We start from the raw sequence: 3,364 nt of genomic DNA, 5'->3' as shown, positions 1-3,364 counted from the left end.
CGGCGCGACGGTCGTCCTGGCCGCCCGCCGACGGGAGCGCCTCGACGCACTCGCCGAGGAGCTCCGCGCGGCCGGCGGAACGGCGTCGACGGTGGCCTGTGACGTCGCGGACCCCGAGGCGTGTGCGGCCATGGTCCGCTCGGCCATGGACTCCCACGGGCGGATCGACGTCCTGGTCAACAACGCCGGCATCGGCACCGCCGTGCCCGCGCTCAAGGAGACCCCGGAGCAGTTCCGGGGCGTGGTGGACGTCAACCTCCACGGCGCCTACTGGGCGGCCAAGGAGTGCGCGACCGTCATGGAGCCCGGCTCGAGCATCGTCAACGTGGCCAGCGTGCTCGGCCTGACCGCAGGATTCGCCCCGCAGGCCGCCTACTCCGCCTCCAAGGCGGCCGTCCTGGGACTGACCCGGGACCTGGCGGCCCAGTGGGGGAGCCGACGGGGCATCCGGGTCAATGCGCTCGCCCCCGGGTACTTCGCCTCGGAGATGACCGACGAGATCCCCGAGACGATGCTCGCCGACATCACCGGACGCACGATCTTCGGTCGGCTCGGTCTGCAACCGGAGCTCGACTCCGCCCTTCTCTTCCTCGCCTCCGACGCCTCGTCGTTCATCACCGGGTCGACCCTCACCGTCGACGGCGGCATGACCCTTCACTAGTCCTCGACCTCACCAGTTCTCGACCCAGGAGACATCACGATGGAATTCGCGCACAGTCAGCGCAGCGTCGAGCTGCAGGAGAACATGTGGGAGTTCATGCGCGAGCATGTGTTCCCCGCCGAGCCGGTGTGGGCCGAGTACCTGCGCACGCACGGTGACCACGAGCACCCGCCCGTCATGGAGGACCTCAAGGCGGAGGCGCGGCGTCGCGGGCTGTGGAACCTCTTCCTGCCGGAGTGGTCCGGCATCTCCAATCTCGAGTTCGCGGCGGTCTCGGAGATCTCCGGTTGGTCGCCGGTGATCGCCCCCGAGGCCATCAACTCGCAGGCGCCCGACACCGGGAACATGGAGACCTTCCACCTGTTCGGGACCGACGAGCAGAAGGCCGCGTACCTCGAGCCGCTCAAGGAGGGCAGGATCCGGTCGGCCTACGCCATGACCGAGCCCGACGTGGCCTCCTCCGATGCGACGAACATCCAGACCGTCATCCGCCGCGAGGGCGACGAGTACGTGATCAACGGCCGCAAGTGGTGGATCACGGGAGTGGCAGACGAGCGCTGCGAGATCTTCATCGTCATGGGCAAGACGGACGAGACCGCCGAGACGCACCGTCAGCAGTCGATGGTCCTGGTCCCGCGCGGTACCCCGGGGCTCACCATCGAGCGCAACCTCCCGCTGTTCGGCTACCAGGACCAGCACGGTCACTGCGAGCTCGTCTTCTCGGACGTCCGGGTGCCAGCGTCGAACCTGCTCGGCGAGGAGGGCGCCGGTTTCGCGATCGCGCAGGCGCGTCTCGGGCCGGGCCGCATCCACCACGCCATGCGCGCCATCGGGATGGCCGAGCGGGCCCTGGCCCTGATGGTCGACCGCGCCAAGTCGCGGCACGCCTTCGGCGGGTACCTGTCCGAGCAGGGCGTGGTGCAGGAGCACATCGCCAACTCCCGCATCGAGATCGACCAGGCACGCCTGCAGGTCCAGCACTGCGCGTGGATGATCGACACCGTCGGCGCCAAGGAGGCCCGGTTCGAGATCTCGGCCATCAAGGTGATCGCGCCGCAGGTCGCGTGCACCGTGATCGACCGGGCGATCGAGGTCTTCGGTGGGGCCGGTGTCTCGGACGACACCCCTCTCGCCTACTTCTACGCCTGGGCGCGGGCCCTGAGGATCGTCGACGGCCCGGACGCCGTGCATCGCCGCACCATCGCGCGTGGCGAGCTCAGGCGCACGCCGCCGTACGTCGGCTGAACGTGATGCGCAACACTGACAAGACCCGGTCGGACGAGACCGGATACTCACCGTTCGAGAGAGGGACACGCACATGGGTGCAGTGATCGTGGAGGCCGTGCGCAGCGCGGTGGGCAAGCGCAAGGGTGGACTGGCCGGGGTGCATCCGGCCGATCTGTCGGGCACGGTGCTGAACGCTCTGGTCGAGCGCGCCGGGGTCGACCCGGGGATCGTGGAGGACGTGATCTGGGGGTGCGTGACCCAGGCCGGCGAGCAGACCGGGGACATCGCGCGTACCGCGGTGCTCTCCGCCGGGTGGCCCGAGACCGTCACCGGCGTGACCATCGACCGCCAGTGCGGTTCCTCGCAGCAGGCGCTGAGCTTCGCCGTCGCGGTGGTCGAATCCGGTTACCACGACGTGGTGGTGGCCGGCGGCGTCGAGTCCATGACCCGTCAGCCGATGGGCAGCTCGATCACCGGCGAGGGCATCCCGTACGGGCAGGACTTCCTGGGCCGCTACGACGGCACCATGCCCAACCAGGGCGTCGGCGCCGAGATGATCGCCGAGCGGTGGGGGCTGTCCCGCACGCAGCTCGACGAGTTCGCCGTGGCCTCGCACGAGAAGGCCGCCGCCGCGCAGGACGCCGGGTTCTTCGCCGGGCACATCGTCCCGGTGACCACCCCGGACGGGGTCTTCGACGCCGACCAGGGCATCCGCCGGGGCAGCACCGTCGAGGGGCTGGCCGGGCTCAAGACCCCGTTCAAGTCCGACGGCGTGATCCACGCCGGCAACGCCTCGCAGATCTCGGACGGATCCGCCGCGATCCTGGTGATGAGCGAGGAGGCCGCCGCCAGGTACGGATGCACGCCGATCGCACGTGTCCACACCGCCACGCTCGCCGGCGACGATCCGGTCATCATGCTCACCGCCCCGATCCCGGCCACGGCCAAGGCTCTCGAGCGCTCCGGGTTGACGATCGACGACATCGGGGTGTTCGAGGTCAACGAGGCCTTCGCCTCGGTGCCGATGGCGTGGCTCGCCGAGACCGGCGCCGACCCGGCCAAGCTCAACCCCAACGGTGGCGCGATCGCCCTCGGCCACCCGCTCGGCGGCTCCGGGGCCCGCATCATGACGGACATGGTCCACCACATGAAGGCGAACGGCATCAGGTACGGCCTGCAGACGATGTGCGAGGGCGGCGGCCAGGCCAACGCCACCATCATCGAACTGCTCTGACGGCCTGGCATCGAACTGCTCTGACGGCCCAGCATCCCCAGCCGGCGTGCATCCGCGCGAGCGGCTGCCCGGTGACTCACAGCCGCCCCCCGCGATGAACTCCGGCCTGCGCATCTGCGCACGCCAGACGCCATCGTCGGGGGCGGCTGCGTTGTGGGCGTACGTGCGCGCGTGCGGATGCCCGGCGAGGGGGGTGTCCCGGCGAGGGGGGGGGCGTCGCGGCGGGGCTGTGCTGCGGCGGG

The 3,364-nt window shown here is 70.3% G+C and carries 3 protein-coding genes; all 3 read left to right on the top strand.

Going from position 1 to position 3,364, the window contains the following annotated elements:
- Window positions 1–661 (top strand): SDR family NAD(P)-dependent oxidoreductase (locus G6028_RS02970; protein WP_182658003.1); only part of this gene is annotated, 661 nt, incomplete at its 5' end.
- Window positions 662–700: 39 nt separating this feature from the next.
- Window positions 701–1,906 (top strand): acyl-CoA dehydrogenase family protein, encoded by a 1,206-nt coding sequence (locus G6028_RS02965; RefSeq protein WP_182610103.1) that lies wholly within the window; start codon window positions 701–703, stop codon window positions 1,904–1,906.
- Between the two features lie 73 nt (window positions 1,907–1,979).
- Window positions 1,980–3,122 (top strand): thiolase family protein, encoded by a 1,143-nt coding sequence (locus tag G6028_RS02960; protein WP_179525666.1) that lies wholly within the window; start codon window positions 1,980–1,982, stop codon window positions 3,120–3,122.
- Window positions 3,123–3,364: the final 242 nt, after the last annotated feature.

It is taken from the genome of Dietzia cercidiphylli, from assembly GCF_014145145.1.
In the GTDB taxonomy this organism is placed as follows: domain Bacteria; phylum Actinomycetota; class Actinomycetes; order Mycobacteriales; family Mycobacteriaceae; genus Dietzia; species Dietzia natronolimnaea.
Note: the sequence above shows the minus strand (reverse complement) of the source record. Positions and strands in the feature narration are given on the sequence as shown.